We start from the raw sequence: 18,401 nt of genomic DNA, 5'->3' as shown, positions 1-18,401 counted from the left end.
GACTTGACAGTGCGTCGTGGGGTACTGCCACAAGGGTATGCGGCCACATCCGATCGGTTCGCTTTTCGTGGTTCGGCCTCTTCGGGGTCGATCATTTCTCAAAACGGATTATCAGGACCTCCGGTGAAGTCACGCGGTCGCTCATCTGCTGTTTCCCTTTCTCTTGCCATTGGGGCAATGGCAGTCTGCTGCCATGCGCCCAGGGCCAAGGCAGATACGGCGCCTGTCGCCGGCGAAACTGCTGAACAGGCAGTTCCCTACAAGGTCACGATACAGCCAACAAAAAATGCTGATCTTGATGCCGCTGTAAATGCGTCCTCCCAGCTGCAATCGCTTCAGAATACGCATGCCGTCGGGCCCTATGCTCTCGCTGGCCGTATCAGGTCAGATTATGACCGTGTGGACACGGCACTGCAGTCTCAGGGGTATTATGCCGGGACGGTTACAATTCTTATCAAGGCGGGAACACGAGAGTTAGACGGACGTGATCCGGCCGTGCCGGACGTGCTGAACACGCTTCCCAAAGACGCCAAAGTCACCATCACGATTTCCGTCACCAAGGGGAACCAGTTCCGCCTTGGGAAAATTATCCTGACGACACCGCCACCGAAAGCAGAACCTCAACCAGACGTTTCGGGCGCTCCGAAAACAGCGCCATCCCCCAAAGGAAGTGCGGCGCCGGTCTCGAGTAAAGCTCAGACTGCCGACAAAATGGGAGCGGTTGATACCTCCGGGCAGGCCGCGGGGCAGGGAGTGCCGGTCGAGCTTACATCTGATGAACAGAAGGCCTTTAAGCTCAAGGCAGGCCAGCCAGCGATTGCTTCAGACGTTCTGGCTGCCCAAGGCAACCTGCTGACCCAGTTGCAGGAAGAGGGTTACGCCGTCGCGGATGTTTCTACGCCGCTGGCCTATCTCCAGCCGCATGATGAGACCCTTGATATTGTTTTCCGTGTCGGGAAAGGGCCGAAGGTTGTCATCGGTCCAATCGGGATGGATGACCTCAAGCGTGTGCATCAGTCCTTTCTGCGGCGGCGTCTGACGATCCGGGAAGGGCAGCTTTACCAGCCCTCCAAGATTGAAGCCGCCCGTCAGGATCTGGCAGCAGTCGGCGTGTTCTCTTCCGTTCAGGTGCATAACGCACCGCCCATCATCACACTTCCCGCAAGCCAGACGCTTATGCCGGGCGTTCTTCAGGCCATGCCGGTCAATTTCAGCTTCAAGGAAGCAAAAAGACGCACTGTTGCGGTGCAGGCCGGGTACTCGACTGATCTGGGTGGGCGTGCCGGTGCAACCTGGACGCACCATAATCTGCTGGGCAATGCAGAGCAGCTCAAGCTCACAGCGCTTATTACGGGTCTTGGAGGATCAGCGCAGCAGGGGCTGGGCTATGACGTTTATGCGGACTTCAGCAAACCGGACTTCCTGCATAAGAACCAAAACCTGAGTCTGCGTGTCGAAGCTATTCGTCAGCTTCTGTACTCCTATCATCAGACCGCCTTCCTCATCCGTGGTGGCATCGGACGTCGTCTCGGCAAGTTCTGGTATGTGTCCGGCGGCCTGATGGGCATGCAGGAGCAGATCCAGCAGTTCGGAGACACGCGGAGTTACTTCATCGTATCGGCGCCTCTCAGTGCGGCCTACGATAGCACCCAGCTGGAAAATCCGATTGATCCGGCCACACATGGTGTTCGGGCCTCTCTGTCTGCCACACCTTCTGTGTCGCTGGAGAACGGAACATCGTTCTTCACACTACTGTCCGCGCAGGTCTCCACTTATTTCGATCTGGCCAAGATCGGCCTGACGAAGCCGGGCAAGAGCGTTATCGCAGTTCGTGGAACTGTTGGGTCTGTGCAGGGCGCTTCGACGTATCAGATCCCGCCAGATCAACGGCTCTATGCGGGTGGACCGGCGACAGTACGTGGCTTCCGATATCAGGGTGTAGGCCCGCAATATGGTCACACGAAATATGCGATCGGTGGCACCTCTCTGGATGCTGGGACAGTTGAGTTCAGGCAGAGACTGCCCATGAACCTCGGTCTGGCAGGGTTCGTGGACGCCGGACAGGTCGGCACAGGTTCCCGCCCTGGACAGGGAACACTTCGCGTGGGTTATGGCGGAGGGGTGCGCTATTTCACTCCTATCGGGCCAATTCGTGTCGATGTCGCGCTGCCGATGAACAGACCGGCCTACGGCGACAAATGGGAACTGTATATTGGTCTTGGAGAGACGTTCTGATGCGCGCCCGCAGGATTATTCTCTGGATCGTCTCTCTCGTCATTGGCGTTCCGCTCGGGCTGGTTGTTCTGGCGCTGGTTGTCGTTCTTGTCGGGATCAACATCGGCCCGGGCCAACGCCTGATTGAACAGAAGGTTAGTCCACTCACGGGTGGAATGGTGCAGATCTCCGGTCTGTCCGGTGCGCTTCCTCAGCATCTGAAGCTGGCGCGACTTGCAGTGAAGGACAGCAAGGGCGTCTGGCTCGAACTGGATAACTTTGAACTGCGCTGGTCGCCTCTGTCCCTTGTGGGCATGGATGCGCACGTCAAGGCTCTGAGCGCTGACCGCCTCGCTCTTCTGCGCAAACCAATTTCTGACACAACGGCAGAGACGACTGAAACCCAAGCCAGTTCCAGCCCATCAAAGCTGAATATTCAGGTTGATCTGGATGTCCTGAAAGTCAGTCAGATCGAAATTGGTCCTGATTTCACTGGCAAGGCAACGCTATTCAGCCTGAACGGTCACGCTCATATTGCGTCTATCGCGCCATTCCTGAATGGCGTGACGATGCAGACACTTCCCAAGATGGACATTGCCCTGCAACTGGCCCGTCTGGATGCGGCCGGGGAACTTACGCTTTCAGCCCAGACGCCGAAAGATCGTTTGGCTCTCGCCGTTACCTTCAAGGAAGGTGTCAACGGCTTTGCAACCACACTCGGACAGCTTCCGCAGCTTGACCCTGTGGACATGCATCTGAACCTTGTAGGCCCCCGCACGGCGGCGGCCCTTGATTTCGGCCTGAGTGCTGGACCGATCACGGCATCTTCAACAGGGCAGATCAATCTCTACACCAACATCGCAAACCTGCACGTCAAGGCAAATGCCCCTGCGATGACATTGAAGCCTGGCATTGGCTGGAATGCGATTGCCCTGAACACGGATCTACACGGTCCGCTCAAGGCTCCTGCCGGACAGGGGCTTCTGGATATTGATGCTCTGACTGCTGGCGGCGCATCCATCGGCCATCTGCACGCGACGTTCGATGGCACGGAAGCCGCAAAGCCAGAAGATACCGTTGCACATTTGCAAGCCGCTCTGGATGGCCTGCGGATTCCGGGAAGCCAGCCAACACTTCTGGCTTCGGCGCCTCTGACACTGGATGTGACGGCTCATCCTCTGGCAGCGACACTTCCGGTTGTCGCCAGGATTGACCATCCTTTGATGCACGTCGCAGCCAATGTTGAGGTGAAGCCGGCGGCCAAAGGCCATGTGACACTGGCGCTGCCAGATCTGCATCCTCTTGCTGCGATCGGAAGTACGGATCTGAGTGGTAGCGCGGCCCTTGCGGCTGATTTCGCCATGCCAGTGACCGATCATGATGATCTGACACTTGAGAGCTCAGGCACGATCTCTGTTACGGGCGGCCAGCCACAGGCTCTCCATCTGATTGGCAAGGATGGTCATCTGGCGCTTCAGCTCAGCAAGTCACCCGCCAATGTTCTGACGGTGAAGAGTTTTGGTCTGGACGGTCAGGCGCTTCATCTTCTGGTGTCTGCCGTTGTTGATCTGGCGCATGGCAACACGATGCAAACCAAAGCAACGGTTGCTCTTCCTGATCTGCGGCAGGCCAGCCCAGCACTTCTGGGCAACATGACCCTGACGGCAACGGCAGATGGCCCTACCGATGATCTGGCTGTCAAAGCAGGGCTTGAGGGTGAGTTCGGCACCAAGGATGTCGCCAAGGGCCCCGTCGCGCTGGATGCTGATTTCCAGCATTTGCCCGGCCGGCCGCAAGGTACATTGACTGCACATGGAACACTGGATCATGCCCCGCTGGCGCTGGATACGGCTGTTCAGAAAACGGATGACGGTGCTTTCCATCTCGATCTGAACAAGTTGAGCTGGAACAGCCTGACGGGGCAGGGGAAACTCCGCCTCCAGAATGGCGCGAAAGTGCCGCTGGGTGATCTGGACGTCAGCATAAAAAATCTTTCGGATTTCCAGCGACTGATTGGGCAGGCCATCAAAGGTCATCTGGCGCTGGCCATCCATACGACTGAACCGCAGGGCGCGCCACCGCAGGTCAAGCTGGGACTGGACGGTGCACTCGCCATGGCTCAGGCGAGTGTGCAGGCTCTCAATCTAAAAGGAACGATTTCCAACCCGATTGACGATCCCGCTCCAGATCTGGCGCTGGATTTAACGGGTGTCCGCTCTCAGGACATCACCGGCAAGGCTCATGCCACAGTCAAAGGTCCTCAGTCCGCCATGGCGGTGACCCTGAATGGTGCCTTTCAGAACGTCATGGGTTCTCCGGCCAACGTGGATGCGGCGGTTCTGCTCAACCTGCCCAAAAAGACGGTGCGCGTGGACCGTCTGACGGCCATGGCCAAGGAAGAGTATATCCGGCTGGGTGGCCCTGCGAATGTCTCTTTCGGAGATATCATGGGGGTCGATCATCTGCGGGCGACACTGGCTCCGCAGGGTGTTGCGCCTGCAACGATTGATATTGCCGGGTCCATCAAACCTCGTCTGGCTCTGACAGCGACAGTTGACCGACTGACCCCCGCCATAGCCAAACCCTTTGCCCCCGAACTTGCTGCAAGTGGTGTCATTTCTGCGAAGGCCAATCTGGCGGGAACGATTGACGCTCCTACCGGGACTGTCGCGCTGACGGCGCATGGCTTGAAAATGCAGACAGGCCCCGCAGCATCACTGCCAGCAGCTGAAATTCTGGCCAATATCGGTCTGGCCGGAAAGACGGCCAAAGTTGATGTGACGCTTGGAGCGGGGCCGAAAGTTGCCTTGGCTGTTCGGGGAACAGCGCCTCTTTCCAAGGAGGGAGCAATTGCACTGGCGACAACAGGTCATGTCGATCTTTCTGTTGCCAATGGCGTGCTCGGTGCGAGTGGAATGGCGACGAAAGGGCAGGTTGGCATCAATCTGAACGTCGCCGGGACGGCCAGCCAGCCACGGGCGACGGGGCGTGTAGAGCTCCAGAACGTTTCATTTGACCACTATGCACAGGGCGTTCGTCTGACAGACATCAATGGTGCCGTTGTCGCTTCGGGCGATAGCCTCACGCTGGAGCATATTCTGGCTCACGCGGGGCCGGGAACGATCGCACTTGATGGAACGGTTGGAATTTTCCGTCCCGGTCTGCCGGTGGACATCAAGGTTATTTCCGACAAGGCTCGCCCTGTCTCAAGTGATCTTGTAACAGCCGTCATCAACACGGACCTGCACATCCACGGTCAGGCCACAACGCGTGTGGATGTGGATGGGAAGATTGTCCTGCCAAGCGTGACGGTCAATATTCCGAACTCGATGCCAGCATCGGTCGCGCAGCTTGACGTAGTCCGGCCGGGGCAGAAAGCGCCTGACAATACCAGCAGCCTCATCATCGGACTGGGGATTGATGTAATTTCGCCGGGACAGTTTGTGGTCCAGGGGCATGGCCTGGATGCGGAAATGCAGGGCCGCTTGCATGTGCGCGGCACGAGTAGCGCCCCGTCCATTACAGGCGGTTTCGATCTCAAGCGGGGCAACTTCAATCTGGCCGGAATTAATTTGAACTTCACACATGGTCGCGTCGCGTTCAATGGAACAGGCGTCAATCACAAGCTGGACCCGACACTGGATTTCCGCGCGGACCGTAATGCCAAGGGAACGCTCGCGAGCCTTCTTGTCACGGGTTATGCCAGTGCGCCGAAAATTGACTTCTCGTCTGTACCAACTCAGCCTCGCGATGAAGTCATGGCCATTCTGCTGTTTGGAACGGATGCCCATTCACTTTCCACGACGCAGCTTGCAGAGCTTGCTGCCGCCGTCGCACAGCTTGCTGGCGGGTCATCATTCGATCCACTTGGGAAGGTGCGGAATGCCCTTGGTCTGGACCGACTGGCTGTTGGTGGCGGTGGTGGCGTTGATAATGGTGGGACCAGCGTTGAAGCGGGCAAATACGTTATGAAGGGCGTGTATGTCGGCGCAAAACAGGCCACCTCTGGCTCCGGTACGCAGGCTCAGGTCCAGATTGATCTGACCAAGCGGCTGAAGCTCAATACGACAGTCGGGACGGGCGGCCAGGTGACAGGCTTTACCACCCCAGAGAACGATCCCGGCTCAAGTGTGGGTCTGTCTTACGGATTTGATTACTGAGCCTGAACGGCATCTTCCAGAAGAACCTTCACGCGGGTCACGACGTCCGACCACTCCCGGAAACGGGTCTGGCGGACGATCCGCATCTGTGGATACCACGGACTGTCTTCGCGCTCGTGGAGCCAACGCCAGCAATTGTTGAAGCGGTCCATCATGATGACCGGTTTGCCTAACGCTCCAGCCAGATGAACCATGGACGTATCCACGGAGATGATCAGATCAAGGCACGACACCAGAGCAGCTGTGTCGTCCATATCCAGACACTGGGGCATGAAGTCCACCAGCGGGGCCGGGAAATCCAGGCATTGAAGCGCTGCGTCATCTTTCTGCAGGGAGTAGAACGTAACGCCTTCTACATCCGCGAGGAGTGCTAGCGCTGCAAGAGGCATTGATCGCTGACGGTCCACCATCTGCGCGCCAGTGTTTTCCGGGCGTGCGCCACCGGCCCAGACCAGACCAACACGTAGTTTGCGATCCGCCTTCAGGGATTTCTTCCACTGAGACGCCTTGCCAGGGTCAGCCGTCAGATAAGGCACGGGAGCGCCCATGGCGTCAGGTGTGGCCGAGAATGCGCGGGGAAGACTGATGAAGGGGCAGTGATAGTCAAAAGCAGGGGCCTCGCCGCCATGCTGAACAACGGCTACCCCTTCAACGCGACGGCACAGATCTGCCAGTGTTGAAGATCCCCAGATGTGCACAACTGCGCCTGTTCGTGCCAGTGCGGGGATGTACCGAAGATACATCAACGTATCACCCAATCCTTCCTCTTGCGTGACGAGCACGCGCTTGCCCTGAAGATTGAGAGTCGGTGAAATATTGGGCAGGAGGGTGTCTTTGGGCAGGTTGGTGTGCCCGGGGACGCCAAAGCGCCATTCATGTTCTGTCCATCCTTGCGCCATTCGACCGCTCTTGAGCATGGCAATGGAATGGTTCAGTCGCAGCGCTGGTTCGTATGGAGCGAGCGGAATGGTCTCTCGATAGACGTTAGCTGACTCTTCCAGCCTGCCGATGTTGTTCAGGATTGCAGCTGTATTGCAGCCGATCTTCCAATCTTCCGGATGCTGGCGGCGCAGGTCATCCATAATGGATAACGCTTCGTCAAACCGGCCCTGTTCCGTCAGGTTCATGACGAGAAGATTAAGGGTATTTTTATCGTTAGGGCGTCTTTGCAGGCTCTCGCGGAAGGCGACATCGGCTTCATCGAAGCGCCCCATATGCATCAGAATTGTGCCGTAGGCATCCAGAAGACGTGTGTCTTGCGGGGAGAGGCGACGGCACTCCTTGATAAGCAAGAGCAGATCAGCCCGGCGCCGGAGGGAAGCTGCTTCTTCAATGAGGGCAGTGATGGCATGGCCGCCGAAAGGCTTGCTCGCGGCTTCAAGTTCTATCGCAGCCTGCGCATACTGAGCGGAACGGAAAAAAGCACGTCCCTTCGCCAGATGAACGGCGTCACTCGGGGGGAGTGGTCCCAGAATGTCCAGTGCCTGTTTCGGATTGCCTGCCTGTATGGCGTTTTCAGCGCGGGTGAGGGCCTCACCGTCCGTCGTAGAAGTACTTTGGCTAGCCGTCACAGTGTTATCCTGAAACAGGTTCAGCCATCTCCCGAAGTGCTTTCAGAATGGCTGCAAGCGAATAAGGCTTGGAGATAAAGCGGGCCAGAGCCGGATTGTCAGAGGCTTCATCCCGCCGAAGGTCCCCATGACCACTAATGTAAATCACGGGGAGATCAGGCCATTTTTCTCTGGCCTGATGGCTAAGGCTCATGCCGTCGCCATCAGGAAGAGACATATCTGCCACGAGAGCATCAAGGCTGCGTTCAGCGGAAATACAGGCAATGGCTTCCGCGCAGTTACTGGCTTCCCTCACTGTAATCCCACTGTCTTGCAGAAACTCCACAAGACAGGTCCGGATCAGAAAATCATCTTCAATGATGAGAACAGTGAGGGAAGATGTCATAAATTACGAGGACCAGTTCTTTTCAAAGTCACCATACAACGTCAGGCCGCCATCAACAAAGAGGGTTTGACCCGTGATGTAGGTGCTGTCTTCGGCGGCCAGGAATGTGACGGCATCCGCGATCTCACGTCCTTCACCCGGGCGCTTCATCGGAATGTGGTCAGCAACGTTCTTGTACTGCTCTGGATCGTTGATCCAGGACATGTTGATCGGCGTCACGATTGCGCCAGGCGCAACAGCATTTACGCGGATGCCACGGCTTGCATATTCCAGAGCCAGCGTGCGGACGATGTTGCCCACGGCGCCCTTGGAGGCGGAATAACCGAGATAATGAGGCTTCGGGATGATCTGGTGCACAGAGGAATTCACGATGATCGCGCCCTGGATGCCGTTTTCGAGCCAGTACTTGATGGCCTCGCGGCAGGGTAGCATCACGCCCGTCACATTGACGGCCATCACGCCTTCAAAGTCTTCCAGCTTGATGTCTTCGGACGGGGACGCGATCTGGTAGCCTGCGTTGCAGACCAGAACATCCAGTCCACCCATGGCCTCAATGCTTTCGCGCATCAGGCGGCGGACGTCTTCTTCCTTGGAGATGTCACCCGTGGCGATCGGGTGTTCGCCGCCAGCAACCTTTGGAAGCTTGTCGCGGACAGCAATCAGCTTGTCTTCCTTGCGGCCATTCAGCGCAACCTGAGCGCCTTCTTCTGCAAAGCGTAAGGCTGTTGCCTCACCAATACCTTGGGACGCACCCGTAACGAGTACTTTCTTGCCGGCGAAACGATTGCTGTAAGGGGCGGGCATAGGTCCTCACCTCTCCTTGAACGTCAGTGATTTAAAGATGGGATAGGGCATCCGGGAGCGGCCTTCCGTGTCGCCAACGCGGAAACGGCCTGAAGGATGCTTTTCAAACTGTGATGTTTTCGTAATTACGCGAAAACATCACAGAATTCTGGAAGGCTCAGGCGGCCTTCATGGTCTTGGTCAGGCTCTCGAGGACCGTTGCAGGGTCCGTATTTTCGAGAACGGCAACTTCCGCAACAAAGCGCTCCTGTGCAGCTTCGAAAAGCTTACGCTCGGAGAAGCTGCCATCAAGGCTGTCGACGTTACGACGCAGGTCACGAAGAACTTCAGCAATCTGGATCAGATCACCGGAGTTGATCTTTTCCTGATAGGCGACAGCGCGACGGGCCCACATGCCTTTGCTGACATGCGGCTTGCCCTTGATGACCGTCATCGCCTTGTCCACGATATCCCGCGTCACGATCTTGCGGAGACCAGCCTTACGGGCCTTCGCAAGCGGAATGCGGAGCATCATCTGATTGCCGGGGAACGAGATCTGGATCATCTCGATCATGGTATCGGCCACTTCGACCATACCAATCTTTTCCACGCGGCCTACGCCATGTGCGGCATAGACGATGGAGTCACCTTCGCTGAACGGGTCAGTGCCGTGTTCAGGGTCGGTTTGACGGGCGGTGTACTTGGCTGCGGCACGAGCCATTTCGTCGGTCATGCCGCCCTTCGGGGGGGTCTTGAAGGTGTTCATAGCCACGGATGATACCAGAAAAACCCCCTCCTGTCCTGCACTATCATGTCCAATCAGGGCTGAACGCCGTGCTTGGACTGAATGATGCCTGGAGCAGGCTCGCCAATCGGCTGAAGCAGGTCACGCTCGATTGTCCGCGCCATCGTGTGCATCGGGAGGGCATGAACGCTGGCAATAAACGGTTCCTGCAGGTCACGGCCACTGCGATCCAGCATCTGGAACAGAAGCCCGATGACACTGGAACCAAGCGGCGTAATCCACCCCAGGGTCTGCACGGCCGAAAGCGGCAAAATGATGCAGAAAAGATGCGTCGCAATTTCGGGAATGACCGAATACTGCACCGGGAGCGGCGTATTGCGGATACGCTCAAGGCCGCCCTGCGCATTGGCGATATCAGACAGGATGCGGTCCACGGTGCCATGGACGGCGCCGTCGATATTCTTGAGAGCCACTTCCTGCTGTACACTCAGGCCAATTTCGTAAAGCAGGGCGTTGGCCGTGTTGGAGCAGGCGAAGACTTTTTCACGGATATCGGACGGAAGAAGGCGATCTACTTCTTCGCCCGTCTTGTCGCCACGCAGAGCTGCGCGCAGGACATGCGGGTAAGCTGCCATCAATCTGGCCAGGTCAGGCCGCCCGCCGAGGAGGGATGCAGCCTCACGGCCAAACGACCGGCAGTTGTTCGTGATGGAGCCCCAGAGGGTTCGTCCTTCCCACCACCGGGCATAGGCCGCGTTGTTTCGCATGCCTAGGAAAATGGCCAGTGCGGAGCCCATGAGAGAAATTGGCAGCGCTGGCTGGTCCATCCACTCCTGATGGTAGATCTGGAAGAGAATGACGACCACGAGGTCCCAGAGCGCCAGAATCAGAAGAGGTGGCAAGGACTCTCTGAAAAGAATGGCTAGCCCGTGTTGGCGATTGACGATCAAGCCTGTGCTCCTTGCCTGAAAACGGTATGGCCGGTGAAACTAACCGTGAAAAGTGTGACCGGCCAACACCAAAAGATGTCCACTCTCTTGCACTCTTTTGCCACTCGAACCGGAAAAGAAATCTTTCGAGCGTCAAGTGTCAGGGCATGAGATGAGTGTAAAGCGTAACGCGGCTCTTGCGTCCCGTTTCCCTCATGAGACACTTTGTACACATATATCAGGGAGCCAGTTCAGATGGATGTCATCGCCGCGATTGCCTTTGAGGCCGGAAAGCCTCTTGAAATTGACACCGTGCAGCTTGAGGGCCCGAAAACGGGTGAAGTTCTGGTCGAGATCAAGGCGACTGGTCTGTGTCACACGGACAAGTACACGCTTTCTGGTCAGGACCCGGAGGGCCTCTTTCCGGCCATTCTCGGGCATGAGGGCGCGGGCATCGTCCGGGAAGTGGGGCCGGGCGTCAAACATCTGAAGCCGGGCGACCACGTCATACCGCTTTACACGCCGGAATGCCGTGAGTGCCCGTCCTGCCTGTCTCGCAAGACCAATCTGTGTACGTCCATCCGCTCCACGCAGGGCAAGGGCGTCATGCCGGACGGGACATCCCGGTTTTCATACAAGGGTCAGCCAATCCATCACTATATGGGTTGTTCGACCTTCGCGAATTTTACGGTTCTGCCGGAAATCTCCCTTGCGAAAATCCGTCCTGACGCGCCGTTCGATAAGGTCTGCTACATCGGTTGCGGTGTCACGACTGGCCTCGGGGCAGTCATGTTCACGGCCAAGGTGGAGCCGGGATCGACTGTCGCGGTGTTTGGACTTGGCGGGATTGGCCTGAATGTCATTCAGGGCGCCAAGATGGTCGGGGCGACACGCATCATCGGTATTGACGTCAATCCGGCCCGGGAGCAGATGGCCCGCGAGTTCGGCATGACGGACTTCGTCAATCCCAAGGACCTGGGCCCGAACGGTGATCTGGTGGGGCATCTGGTCGAGATGACCGGCGGTGGCGCAGACTACACTTTCGAATGTGTGGGGAATGTCACCCTCATGCGGCAAGCTCTGGAAAGTGCTCATCGTGGTTGGGGTGTGTCTTGCGTGATCGGCGTGGCCGGGGCAGGGCAGGAAATCAGCACGCGCCCATTCCAGCTTGTGACGGGTCGCCGCTGGATCGGTTCAGCCTTCGGTGGGGCGAGGGGCCGCACGGATGTTCCCAAGATTGTGGACTGGTACATGGATGGACGGATCGACATTGATTCCCTCATCACCCACAAACTCAAACTTTCCGAAATCAATCACGGTTTTGACCTCATGACGCGCGGCGAGAGCATCCGCAGCGTCGTGGAGTATTGAGCATGACTGATGTTGAGACGCTGGGGCAGCATGCCTGTTGTGGCGGGTCTGTCCGTTTTCTGAGGCATCAGTCGTCTGAACTGGGCGTACCTGCAACTTTTGGGATTTTTCTGCCCAAAGAGGCTCTGGCAGGCGAAAAGGTTCCGGTTGTTCATGTTCTCGGCGGTCTGACCTGTACGCACGAGACTTTTCTCATCAAGTCCAATGCCGTTCGTTTCGCTGCGGAACACGGCATTGCGCTTGTGGCACCTGATACGTCTCCGCGGAACACCGGAACAGCCGGTGAAGATGATGAATATGACTTAGGAACCGGGGCTGGGTTCTACGTGGATGCGACGCACGCGCCATGGAGTGCCCATTACCGGATGGAGAGCTACATCCGGAAGGAGCTTCCCGCTCTGACCGAAAGCCTGTTTCCGCTGGATGGAAATCGACGCGGAATCATGGGCCATTCCATGGGCGGCATGGGGGCTCTCAATCAGGCCCTAAACCATCCGGAATTCTGGAAAACAGTCTCGGCCCTCGCGCCCATCTGTCATCCCAGCGTTATCCCCTGGGGGCGAAAAGCCTTTGATGCCTATTTCGGCGGAGACCCTGCGAAGTGGAAGGAATGTGACCCCACGCTTTTGCTGCGGAGCGGGCATCAGCATCCGACTTCAATTCTCGTGGATCAGGGGCTTCAGGATCAGTATCTCGCAGACCTCCGTCCAGACGCCCTTGTCGAAGCTGCAAAAGAATGTGGGCAAGCGCTGGACATGCGTCGGCATGACGACAGTGACCATTCCTACTGGTTTATCCAGACCGTCATTGCTGATCATCTGAGCCATCACGCCAAAGGACTGAAGGCATGAGACGTCTTGTAGTTGCTGCCCTGCTTGTTCTGGGGGGCTGCGTCTCGTCGCAGGCTCCTGTTGGGCCAGCCTTGACCCCTGTTACGCATGCGGATTTCAGCCACGATACACTGGCTCTGACCTGGCAGCCCGGCTTTTGTGCAACGGGCGGAGGATGTCTCACGGGACAACCGCATAACCATCTGATCGGGCTACACGGGCTATGGGCATCCGAGCCGCATGCCTTGGAAGCGCAGGCGGTGCCTGTGCAGCAGTGGTGGATGAAGGGGTGCGATATTTATGACCATGACGACGCGCCGCCAAAGCTTCAGCCTGCCACTGAGAATGCGCTGGCAAGCGTTGTGCCACACCTCAAGCACCCGCTGCATGTGCATGAATATACCAAGCATGCCCGCTGTTTCGGATATGACGCTGACAAGTTCTTCGTCACGTCCATGATCCTGCGGGATCGTTTTGCGTCTTCAGCTTATGGCCAGTGGCTCGCACAGCATAGCGGCTTTCAGGTGAAGAAAGACGATCTGCTGTCGATGTTCGTGCAACTCACGGGCGTTCGGGAGGAAAGAGCGCTGCAGTTTCAGTGTGAAGCGGACCACGAGGGTCGCGTTGTCCTGACGCAGTTCTGGTTCACTCTGGACCCGAAGAAGCTTTCAGTCTTTCCGGGGAATGGCGCTTATCTCTCATCCCCGCAGGTGCAGGACAACTGCCCGGCAACGTTCATGATGCCGGGTTGGCCGCTGCCAGGAGCAGCGGTGCCCGTTAACGTCAGTCAGTGACCGTATAGTTCTTTGGTGCTGATTTCGGGCTGTGCGGTGTCGCGCAGCCCGTCTGGTGTGACGCCATGATAAAAACAGCTGCGACGCCCGGTGTGGCAGGCGACACCAGTCTGATCCACAATCATCAGGACGGCATCCATGTCACAGTCCAGCCGGGCTTCAATAAGATGCTGCTGCTGGCCTGACGTTTCACCTTTGCGCCAGAGAGACTGTCGGCTCCTGGACCAGTAACATACACGTCCCGTCAAAAGCGTTTCCCGCAGAGCATCCGCATTCATCCACGCAAGCATGAGAATGACGCCTTTCGTGTCCTGCGCGATGGCGGAAATCAGGCCGTTGGCATCGAATTTCGTCTTGCTGACGATGTCATCGACGATGGCGGGGGCAGGCGGGGTATAGGTCACGAACGCATCTCCAGAGGGAACCAGTCAGGCCACACAACGGAGACTGGTTTGCCCTCAAAAGCAAGGTCTGGCGACAGCCACGCTTCACGCCGAAGAAGGGCCAGAGCGTGCGATCCATGACGTGAGCGCAATTCACCGACCTCTTTGTCCCCCAGCGTGAGAATGCCGCCTGTTTCCGGAAAAGTACCGTCTTTCACCGTGACTGGCAGGATGCGACGGCGGAGAAGGCCACGATAATGGGTGCGGGCGGTCAACTCCTGCCCCATGTAGCAGCCTTTTTTCCATGACACGCCGTGCAGGAGGTCCAGATTGGCTTCCAGCACGAGCGTTTTTTCGCTCTCGAAGTCGTCCGTGTCGGGAAGGCCAAGAGAGAGACGTCGGTCCAGCCAGTCATGGCCCTGTGTGGTTTCGACAGGCGGCTGGGAGACAATCGCTCGCCATCCAGCATTCTCGCAGCGCGGGTCGGGCGCGGAGCAGAGCGCTTCAGGTGGTATCGTCTCAGTGGCACCAACAATGACATGCAGTGCTGTCAGTTCAATTTTGACGTCTGCGCGCAAACGAAAGCGTGACAGCTTTTTGACCAGCATTTCTGAATGCTCTGATGGACAGTCCATCAGAATGCGATCGCCATCGCTGAAGAGAAAAAACTCGCTTAGCCATCTGCCCTGTGGCGTCAGAAGGGCGCTCCAGACCGCGTTACCAGGTGAGAGGGACTGAACGTCGTTCGTGATCAGCCCTTGCAGGAACGACGCTCTGTCAGCGCCTGAAAAAGTCAGAACCGAGCGGTGGGGGAGCAGTTCAATCATGGGAGGCACCGGGGCATGCGTGAATGAAAGGCGGGGCAGTATGATATGCTGCCGACTGAAGACGAATAAAAGAGGACTTGTACGATACGGATTAAGCTGTCTCTTTGTACAGAGCAAGAATTGACGAAAGTTTATTGGAAGCAGGCAAAAAACCTGCTGGTTCGTGCGTTCGTTCAGTATCGTATGGGTTGCGGTAGATTAATCGGCAGGAGATATTGGCATGTCAAAGCCTGTCAGAAATACCATCAGACTATCCGTGCTTCCGGAGTAACACGCCCTTGTCAGCTGCCGAGATTGTTGATCCGACACGTAGCCCAGCCAGTAGCCGGCAAAAGGTTCTGCAGTTTCTTGGGCCTATTGTTGGTGTGCTGCTGGTCATTGCCGCCATTATTGCGATCAGTCTGCACAACTATCGGACCACCCGTCAGGGCGCGATTGCGCTTTCCTCGGACCTGCTGCGCAGCCAGCAGAAGTATGTGACGGAAGAGGTCCGGAATTATCTGTCTCCGGCATCTGACAGCGCCAGCATCGCCCCGGACATGTTTGGTTCGCCGCTGACGGATGCGTCACCAGACTCGTTCATGCTCTATGGCCGTTCCATGCTGGCTCATATGCCCCAGGTGGACAGCTTTTATCTGGCCAGTGATCAGGGCCAGTTCTGGATGGTGACACGACACGGCAAGGACTACGAGCAGACCCATTTTCAGGTCGAGAATGGTCATGAGGTCTATCGGCACACATACGTGGACCAGAATGGCACATATCTGGGCACGGCGTTTGATCCGGCTGACAAATATGATGTCACGGCGCGTCCATGGTTTCAGGGCGCCATCAAAAGGATTGGACGGGGAGACGGAGCGCTCTACTGGACCAACCCTTATGCATATTTAGCGGCTCGCGAGTTTACCATTACCGCTTCCATTGCCTTCCCGATGAAGGATGGGCACCACGCGGTTTTTGCTACCAATATCTCCCTGAACCGGCTGACGTCTTTTCTTAACGAGCTTCAGGTTGGTCGCAGCGGTCGAGCTGTGATCGTGGACATGAAGGGGCAGATCATCGCCGGGCATAATATGGGCGAGGATGGGGCGGAGCCGTCCTTCGATCCCGCCCATATGCAGCTTGATCCGAAGACGCAGCCTGTTTTCATTCGGGCTCTGAATACTTTCAGGGTCAAAGGACCGGGGCCGGGCCTCGTGACGGCGCGCAACAAGAATTACGTCACCATCGCCGCGACGCTTCCTTTCGTGCACAGGCGCTGGGTTCTGTTGCTGAATGCGCCAGAAAACGACTTCTCGGACTTTGCCGTTACGGCGCGTCGTCAGAACCTCTGGTTTTCGGCACTGGTCGTCGGGCTGGCCTCTTTGCTGGCGCTAGGGTTGATCATACAGGGGCGGCGTATCGAACGCCTGCGCAAACGGCTTGAAGTTGGTCGTGAGCAGATGCGCGCGGAAAATGCCTCCTTGTATGAAATTGCCAGTACCCCGGATCTGTTTGAAGCGTCGCATGATGTCCCGATCCTGACCGAAGCTCTGGCAGCGCGGACTGGCTCACGCCGTGCCAGCCTCTGGCGATTGCTGCCGGACGGAGAACGTCTGCTGTGCGAGGACGCTTTTGATCCCGTGCGGGATGTCCACAGCACGGGCATCGAGATTACGAAACGCGAGCACAGCAAGCTTTTCGATGCTTTGATGGAAGGGCATTCCCTTTTCATTGAAGATGCGCGTCAGGATGAGCGCAGTCAGAATTTCCAGCGCATCATCATGCGATCCGTTGAGGCCAAGTCGCTCGTCTTTCATCCGGTTATGCGTGGGCATCAGGCTGTTGGTGTTATTGTTTTGGAAGATCCCTCCAGAGCAGACGCGATGGAGCATATTGTCGCGATTGTTTCGTCTGTCGTGGCACTACGGTTTTCCCAGGCTCTGGATCAGGGAGACCAGCAGGCTGGAGCGCGTCCAAGCGTGTCGCATGAGCTGAAAGACACGCGTTACGATGAGGGATTCCTCCTGCCACCAGGTTCGGGTGTTCAGGACGGCGTGGTGCCAAGCGGGATTTACCCGCAGGTGCCGGTCATGGTGATTTCCTTTGCTGATCCTTATGCAATGGATAGCCACAGCGCCGAACGCGCCATGAAAGTTGTCTCGTCGCTCAGCGAGGATATTCAACGCATTGCCCGGGAAACAGGGCTGTTCTCTGTTCAGGTGGTGAGTAACCGTCTGGTGCTGGTTGGTGGGTGTTCGCAGGAGCCCGATCCAGGTGCCGTGCTGCGTCTGGCAGATGCTGCGGTGTCCATCCGTGAAGCCTGCCTGTCCCTGCTGGCGTCCGTAGATATTGATCCGGTCTTCCGCGTGGGCATTGATGTTGGGCCTGTTATGGCTGCAATGCTCGGCAAGGAGCCGTCTGTCTTTAATCTGTGGGGCGAGGCTATCAATGTGGCTGAGCTTCTGGCTGCCAGCGCGCCGGATGCCGGGACAATTCAGGTTTCGGAACAGGCCTATCTTCAGCTTCGGGAGCATTTCCTCTTCAGAGCCCGGGGTATGTTCTATCTGCCAAACAGCGGCGTGACCCGCAGCTTCATTCTGGCAGGGCGGCGATGAAAACCCGCTTCGATCGTATTCCGCGCGTGCAGAATGCTCTGGGCACTCTGGGGCATTTTACCCGGACCCAGATGCGGTTCACCCTGATGGTCATTGGTGCCTCGTGGGGCGTTATTCGTGTTGGTCTCTCACCGACGTCATGGCGCCGGACTGTGCGGATCGAATTCTGGCACTCCCTTCAGCAGGCCACAGGCGGCGGTCTTCTCAGTGTATTGGTGACGGCCGCTCTGACAGGGTTCGGGATTGTGGCGCAGGCCGTTTACTGGCTGGGTTTTGCCGGGATGGCCCAGATGACGGGCTCGATCCTGTCCACCGTGATGGTGCGGGAGATTGCTCCGGTGCTGGTTGGCGTCATTCTTCTGGGGCGTTCCGGGATGTTGATGCTGACGGAACTGGGAACCCTGACGACGGGTGGTCAGATGCGCGTTCTGACGGGCATGGGGATTGACCCGTTCGTGGCGTTTCTGCTTCCGCGAAGTCTCGCCATGACCATCAGTGGGTTCACGCTGGGCATCATCTTCAGTTTGACGGCATTGCTGGTCGGTTATGCGGTGTGTCGTGTTGAAGGTGTTATCACCATGCCGGTCTGGGCGTTTCTGGATCAGGTGGTGAGCAGTATGCACCCGGTCGACTATTTCGCCATTCCCGCCAAATTCATTTTCAGTGGCTTTGCGGTCGGTGTGTGCTCGTGCCTGTCCGGGATGGATGCCACGACTGAAGACGATCTTTCGTCTCTGATGCCCCGAGGATTTGCGCGTGGCATTCTGTCCATCATGACGATTAATGTCGTCCTCAGCGTCTGGCTCGGTTGA

Annotated in this window: 14 protein-coding genes; 7 read left to right on the top strand and 7 right to left on the bottom strand. The window is 57.3% G+C overall.

The features are described 5' to 3' along the window. Positions 1 to 123 precede the first annotated feature (123 nt). Together GCE01_RS00560 and GCE01_RS00555 are read left to right on the top strand one after the other, a co-directional pair. Positions 124 to 2,235, top strand: a complete 2,112-nt coding sequence (locus GCE01_RS00560) for an autotransporter assembly complex protein TamA (RefSeq protein WP_099210240.1) — start codon at positions 124 to 126, stop codon at positions 2,233 to 2,235. Then, positions 2,235 to 6,374 carry a translocation/assembly module TamB domain-containing protein gene (locus GCE01_RS00555; RefSeq protein ID WP_099210238.1) on the top strand — a complete coding sequence of 1,380 codons (4,140 nt, stop codon included), beginning with the start codon at positions 2,235 to 2,237 and terminating at the stop codon, positions 6,372 to 6,374. Before GCE01_RS00560 ends, GCE01_RS00555 begins: the two co-directional genes overlap by 1 nt. Here GCE01_RS00555 and GCE01_RS00550 read toward each other — a convergent pair. The 5 genes from GCE01_RS00550 to GCE01_RS00530 all read right to left on the bottom strand — a co-directional run bounded on the left by GCE01_RS00550 (position 6,368) and on the right by GCE01_RS00530 (position 10,808). Then, positions 6,368 to 7,945, bottom strand: coding sequence for a tetratricopeptide repeat protein (locus GCE01_RS00550; RefSeq protein ID WP_099210236.1), 1,578 nt, complete (start codon positions 7,943 to 7,945; stop codon positions 6,368 to 6,370). The genes GCE01_RS00555 and GCE01_RS00550 overlap by 7 nt on opposite strands. Positions 7,946 to 7,949: 4 nt before the next feature. Continuing rightward, on the bottom strand, positions 7,950 to 8,330 hold the full coding sequence (locus GCE01_RS00545; RefSeq protein ID WP_099210234.1) for a response regulator: 381 nt from the start codon (positions 8,328 to 8,330) through the stop codon (positions 7,950 to 7,952). Between the two features lie 3 nt (positions 8,331 to 8,333). After that, positions 8,334 to 9,134: an SDR family NAD(P)-dependent oxidoreductase gene (locus GCE01_RS00540; protein ID WP_099210232.1), complete on the bottom strand. Its 801-nt coding sequence runs from the start codon at positions 9,132 to 9,134 to the stop codon at positions 8,334 to 8,336. Positions 9,135 to 9,291: 157 nt separating this feature from the next. After that, complete coding sequence (locus tag GCE01_RS00535; RefSeq protein ID WP_046899564.1) at positions 9,292 to 9,879, bottom strand: CarD family transcriptional regulator; 588 nt, start codon at positions 9,877 to 9,879, stop codon at positions 9,292 to 9,294. A 53-nt stretch (positions 9,880 to 9,932) separates the two neighbouring features. Then, positions 9,933 to 10,808 carry a bestrophin family protein gene (locus tag GCE01_RS00530; protein WP_099210230.1) on the bottom strand — a complete coding sequence of 292 codons (876 nt, stop codon included), beginning with the start codon at positions 10,806 to 10,808 and terminating at the stop codon, positions 9,933 to 9,935. 234 nt (positions 10,809 to 11,042) lie between these two features. Between GCE01_RS00530 and GCE01_RS00525 the strand changes: the two genes are divergently transcribed. The 3 genes from GCE01_RS00525 to GCE01_RS00515 are packed head-to-tail and all read left to right on the top strand — an operon-like array spanning position 11,043 to position 13,782. Further along, positions 11,043 to 12,158 (top strand): S-(hydroxymethyl)glutathione dehydrogenase/class III alcohol dehydrogenase, encoded by a 1,116-nt coding sequence (locus GCE01_RS00525; protein WP_064274070.1) that lies wholly within the window; start codon positions 11,043 to 11,045, stop codon positions 12,156 to 12,158. A 2-nt stretch (positions 12,159 to 12,160) separates the two neighbouring features. Next, a complete protein-coding gene (gene fghA / locus GCE01_RS00520; protein ID WP_099210228.1) occupies positions 12,161 to 13,009 on the top strand; it encodes an S-formylglutathione hydrolase in 849 nt (282 codons plus the stop codon). Continuing rightward, entirely contained in the window at positions 13,006 to 13,782 is a 777-nt protein-coding gene (locus GCE01_RS00515; protein WP_086634086.1) for a ribonuclease T2 family protein, read from the top strand. The genes fghA and GCE01_RS00515 overlap by 4 nt, the downstream gene beginning before the upstream one ends. Here the strand turns inward: GCE01_RS00515 and hisI are convergent. Then, entirely contained in the window at positions 13,776 to 14,186 is a 411-nt protein-coding gene (hisI, locus tag GCE01_RS00510) for a phosphoribosyl-AMP cyclohydrolase (protein ID WP_099210226.1), read from the bottom strand. The two genes, GCE01_RS00515 and hisI, sit on opposite strands and share 7 nt — an antisense overlap. After that, the gene (ygfZ, locus tag GCE01_RS00505; RefSeq protein WP_099210224.1) at positions 14,183 to 14,992 is read right to left on the bottom strand and encodes a CAF17-like 4Fe-4S cluster assembly/insertion protein YgfZ; all 810 of its coding nucleotides are present in this window, start codon (positions 14,990 to 14,992) and stop codon (positions 14,183 to 14,185) included. Before ygfZ ends, hisI begins: the two co-directional genes overlap by 4 nt. A gap of 278 nt (positions 14,993 to 15,270) precedes the next feature. Between ygfZ and GCE01_RS00500 the strand changes: the two genes are divergently transcribed. Then, entirely contained in the window at positions 15,271 to 17,589 is a 2,319-nt protein-coding gene (locus GCE01_RS00500; protein ID WP_099210222.1) for an adenylate/guanylate cyclase domain-containing protein, read from the top strand. Further along, complete coding sequence (locus GCE01_RS00495) at positions 17,586 to 18,401, top strand: MlaE family ABC transporter permease (RefSeq protein WP_046899556.1); 816 nt, start codon at positions 17,586 to 17,588, stop codon at positions 18,399 to 18,401. Before GCE01_RS00500 ends, GCE01_RS00495 begins: the two co-directional genes overlap by 4 nt.

This window comes from Gluconobacter cerinus, from assembly GCF_002723935.1.
GTDB lineage: Bacteria > Pseudomonadota > Alphaproteobacteria > Acetobacterales > Acetobacteraceae > Gluconobacter > Gluconobacter cerinus.
This window is presented reverse-complemented; position numbering and strand designations above follow the sequence as displayed.